Genomic DNA, 4684 nt, shown 5'->3' on the forward strand with positions numbered 1-4684 from the left:
GGTTTACAGGAATCGTGTGCCTGATTTCGATGACCGCTTAATGTTCAACGCAGCAGGCTTGTGGAACTTCTACTTAGATGCAGCATAAGTTAGATAACAGTCAGGGCAAACCCTGTCCCAGAGCTGGTTTTATTTCCCAACAACTCTAATGATTCCGATTTCTTCTAGCATTCGCAATCTCTGTGTCAGGACTTTAGGTGAGATGCCATCAACCTTACGTCTTAGCTCGCCAAAGCGCATCGTTCCATTGGTGTCCAAAATCCATAATATGTACATCGTCCATTGCCCTGAAATTTGGTTAAGCAGTTTTTCAAGGGGAGCGCATTCCGACTCTGCCATAGATATTTCTAGTTTCTTATGAGTTACAAAGTTACTGAAAGGTAACTACTTTACTTTAGTAACCAATGGATTTAATGTCTACATAGATTTCTAGGACATTCATTGGTAGAGGTAAATATGAGAGGTCAAAGCTGGTATGTTGCATTGCTAATAGGACTGATGTGTCTGATTCGGTTTAGTCTCAGTGCTGTTGGCTATGCCGATCCACAGTGGTTGATGGGGCAACTTAGCATTCCTATCGATTCAAATATTCAAATGCCTTACATTGTTCGTGTTTGGGCAATCAGAGATATTGTGCTTGCCGTGGTAGTTGCTGCTGCGAATAGAAACACCGTGAAGACACTCTTGTTAGCCTGCATTGCCATCGATGCCACCGACATCGTATCTGCACACTTGAGTGGCGCAGCAGGGTTATTTAACATAGCTGAAACCTGGTCACTAAAACTCACTGCTACTGCTGCACTTGTACCGGAACTTATAGCGTTAGTTTTACTCATTGTTCACAAAGCAGATCAGCAAATTGGCGTTGAAAAGCAGCGAGTAAAAAGCCCAGAGACTGCTACGTAACAAATCCTAACAATTCCGTTGCACATCGAACGTATCGAGATCCTTCATTGAGTCCGAGAGGTTACTAGCGGCGGGTGAACAGGGTCGTTATGCTGACTGCCCAGAGAGAAAAAAGCTCTTCCAGTCTCTGTCTTTCCAGCATTTCAGTTCACGTTTCAGAATTGTGGTTATTACGATCTCCTCATTGATCGCGTCATCAATGTTATTCGAGACTCGGCGCGGACTCATCGATCGAGACTTTCGCAACATTGATCCGTTCGTTTTCCCAGAATTTATTCGATCGAAGCTCTAGCAAAGGCGATCTGCTCATTTTCCCAGGAACCCGTCCACGGAAGCAGAGATGGTGGTCGTTGAGAGCGATCGTGTAGTTTCTCCCTCATTTGTGTGATGCAAAGTTCGATCTATCTTTCGGGTGGATTCGTGGGCAGTCGTTTCCCGGCCAAAATCTGGAAAAACTCCATGATTAGCCCAGCCTAACCGATCGTCGCACCTGACTGGCAACGCTACACTGTCCTCAGCAAAGTTAACTCACAGCGGGTAAACTTTGCGCTAGCTAACTGTGTCTTCAGGTTAAAACGGTATTGTGCAATTATTTTTTGAACTTCCAAGTTCAGGATGTTAAGGAGTTTTGAGAAATCTAATAGCTAGCCTAGACAAAACCAATGGCGGAACCAGGTGGTCTTCGATGCACAATTGATGAAGACCAGAGAAGAGAGAGGGTTTGTCTATGTTTGAACAACTGCCAGAGCGGCGAATGCACTGGATTCGCTGGGCGGTGACCGTGGGTTGGCTCCTGATTATTGCTTCCCTGTTTTATGATCCCTGGACATCGGCACTCACTACGTCCGATCATCCCTGGAGTCCCTTGCGGCTTGCGGATACCTGTGTGCAGGTGCAGGGAGAATGCTTATCTGAGCAACCCTATCCATTAGGAACGACCCTCTTCTGGGGAGCAATTGTGCCATCTGCCATCTTTATTTTGCTCGTGTTTGGACATGAGTTATGGCGGCGCATTTGTCCGCTCTCATTTTTATCCCAAATTCCTCGTGCGTTGGGATGGCAACGACAATTTAAGCGAGAGCACAAAAAGACTGGCAAGGTGCGCTACGAATTAGCCAAGGTTGACTCAAATTCATGGCTGGGTCGAAACTATCCCTATGTGCAATTTGGCTGGTTATTTGCCGGGTTATGTGGGCGAATTTTGTTTTTCAATGCCGATCGCCTAGTGTTAGCAGGTTGGCTATTGTTCACAGTGGCAGCGGCAATTACTGTGGGCTACTGGTACGGCGGTAAGTCCTGGTGTCAGTACTTTTGTCCAATGGCTCCGGTGCAAAGCATTTACAGTGAACCGGGAGGGTTATTGAGCAGCAAAGCCCATACGAGTGAGCAACCGATTACACAATCTATGTGCCGCACAGTGCTACCGGATGGTAAAGAACAGAGTGCTTGCGTTGCCTGTCAAAATCCTTGTATCGACATTGATGCAGAGCGTACCTATTGGAACAGCTTGAACAAATCTGAAACCTTATTTCTACGCTATGGCTATGTAGGTTTAGCGATTGGCTATTTTGTCTATTACTATCTCTATGCAGGCAACTGGAACTATTACTTCTCTGGAGCATGGCTACGGCAAACCAATCAACTCGCTTCACTGCTTGACCCTGGACTTTACCTGTTTGGGCAAACAATCAACATTCCAAAATTGGTTGCGGTTCCACTAGTACTGGGCAGTTGCACAGCGATCGCGTATTGGGGAGGACGATGGATCGAAAACCGTGCCAAAGCCTATAGTCGGAGAAAACAGCTAAATCTATCGGTCGAGACCATCCGACATCGCATCTTTGCCCTCTGTACCTTTGGTATTTTCAATTTCTTCTTTATCTTTGGAGGACGGCCCCTGATACTGCTTCTCCCATTGTCGGTGCAGTACCTCTATGACCTAGGTTTAGTGGCGCTGAGTACCCTCTGGCTCTATAAAACCTGGCGGCGCAGTCCTGACCTCTATTCTCGTGAAAATCTCGCGACCCGCTTCCGCAAGCAGCTGGAGAAATTGCAGTTGAACGTTGCACAGTTTTTGGAAGGTCGTTCGCTCAATGATCTAAACACCCATGAAGTATATGTATTAGCGAAGGTACTACCTGGCTTTACCCGAGAAAAACGACATCAGGCATATAAAGGCGTGGTGCGAGAAGCACTGGAAGAAGGCTATGTGAATTACTCCAGCAGTCTGGAAGTGTTACAACAAATGCGCCAGGAGTTAAGCATTACGGATGACGAACATCGCGTTGTTTTGGAGGAATTAGGCATTGAAGATCCGCAGTTGCTAAATCCCGATCGCAAACGCAGTTTAGAAAATCAGATTCGCTTGAATGGCTACCGAAAATCACTGGAGCGGTTAATGTCGCTGCAACAGAAACAGATCGATCGTGCGACATTTGAGCCAGTATCCTTTCAAGACTCAGCCACCCTTCGTTCCTTGCGTCGAGAATACTCAATTACAACGCAGGAAGAAGAGTGGATTCTGAGCGGATTTTCAACCAATGCCAGTAGTGCTAAAAAAGCAGAGTTTCTGCTCACACAATTATCCCAACTCATTAACTGCTACCGCGCGCTGAATCAACCGATGATACAGGGACATCAAGCGGTATTAACCCTGCTTCGAGAAAACATTCTCAACAAAAAAGAACTAATTGTGCGATCGCTTCTGGAAACCCTTGCCATTCTCCAGTCGGATCCAACAGCCTTAAATCTGGCACAGTCTTTACAACAAACTTCACCCGCAATTTTAGGAGAGATTTTAGATCAGGAGAATTGGAGCGATCGACTGCCGCCAGCAATTCTACAATGTTTGACCCAACCTGGAGAAACGCCTGTTTTCTGTTCACTAGAAGTCTCCTCTGAAGAAATTCTGGCTCATCTAGAAGTTTTGTTCCAGGATCAAAATCCCATGATTCGGGCGACAGCACTCTATACCATGGCTCAATTGGATATAGAACGCAGTCAGGCGATCGCTCAAAATTGTCGTCATGAATTCAATTCCCGGCTTGTCCAGGAAACGATCTATCAGCTACTGTCTTGGCATTCGTCATCAACAGCAACCTTATCTCTCACCGAATTTCCATTGCTAGAAAAATTAGTTTATTTGTTTAATAGCGACTTCTTCCACCGAATGCAGAGTGCAACATTGATTGCCCTTGCGGATCGGGCAGAGGTTAGAGCTTACAAACGAGGAGACATGATCACAGAAGCCGGAGATACTTGTCGAGAGTTATTGCTGTTAATCGAAGGTGACGCCAACATTCACTATCAAACGGAATCTGGAGTTCGGTTAGAACAGCTTCATCCCGGACAAACGCTCGATGAGCTAGAGGTTTTAGCCCATAGCACTTCAGAAAATACGATCGTTGCAGATAGCGAAAGCACCCGAATTCTGGCAATTTCTGTGGATGTTTTTGATGAATGGCTCGATCATGATCCTGATTTTGCCCGCCGAGTTTTGGAATTGGAAAGTCGTCAACTTCAGCGATTTGTGCGATCGGTACAGCCACTTTAAGGATAAAAAATTTCAACTGTAAGCTGTGTAGGTAATCATCTTTACAAAGCAAGGTTGAAGTGTTCAAGTACCAGCCAGCTAACACTGCGTTGGTACAGAAAGTACAGAGGTTAGGTAGTGCCCTGAAGGGCAGGATAGAATAGATTAAGAGGAACTCAAGAGATTGTGAACCGGAGGTACTGACGATGACAATGCATACCTGTCCAAGTTGTGGGTCACAAGAGG

The 4684-nt window shown here is 45.9% G+C and carries 3 protein-coding genes; 2 read left to right on the forward strand and 1 reads right to left on the reverse strand.

The annotated features are described in order from the left end of the window. Window positions 1–129: 129 nt before the first annotated feature. Window positions 130–339 carry a winged helix-turn-helix transcriptional regulator gene (locus ACN4EG_RS27120; protein WP_431633405.1) on the reverse strand — a complete coding sequence of 70 codons (210 nt, stop codon included), beginning with the start codon at window positions 337–339 and terminating at the stop codon, window positions 130–132. A gap of 117 nt (window positions 340–456) precedes the next feature. Between ACN4EG_RS27120 and ACN4EG_RS27125 the strand changes: the two genes are divergently transcribed. Both ACN4EG_RS27125 and ACN4EG_RS27130 read left to right on the forward strand, forming a co-directional pair. Next, window positions 457–906 (forward strand): hypothetical protein, encoded by a 450-nt coding sequence (locus tag ACN4EG_RS27125; protein WP_431633406.1) that lies wholly within the window; start codon window positions 457–459, stop codon window positions 904–906. Window positions 907–1633: 727 nt separating this feature from the next. Beyond that, window positions 1634–4459, forward strand: a complete 2826-nt coding sequence (locus ACN4EG_RS27130; protein WP_431633407.1) for a cyclic nucleotide-binding domain-containing protein — start codon at window positions 1634–1636, stop codon at window positions 4457–4459. Window positions 4460–4684 lie beyond the last annotated feature (225 nt).

The organism is Alkalinema pantanalense CENA528 (assembly GCF_050753345.1).
GTDB lineage: Bacteria > Cyanobacteriota > Cyanobacteriia > Leptolyngbyales > Leptolyngbyaceae > Alkalinema > Alkalinema pantanalense.

Bases quoted from the DNA above. Each gene is read 5' to 3' on its own strand.
- ACN4EG_RS27130 (WP_431633407.1), top strand. From the start codon at position 1,634: ATGTTTGAACAACTGCCAGAGCGGCGAATGCACTGGATTCGCTGGGCG.
- ACN4EG_RS27120 (WP_431633405.1), bottom strand. From the start codon at position 339: ATGGCAGAGTCGGAATGCGCTCCCCTTGAAAAACTGCTTAACCAAATT.
- ACN4EG_RS27125 (WP_431633406.1), top strand. From the start codon at position 457: ATGAGAGGTCAAAGCTGGTATGTTGCATTGCTAATAGGACTGATGTGT.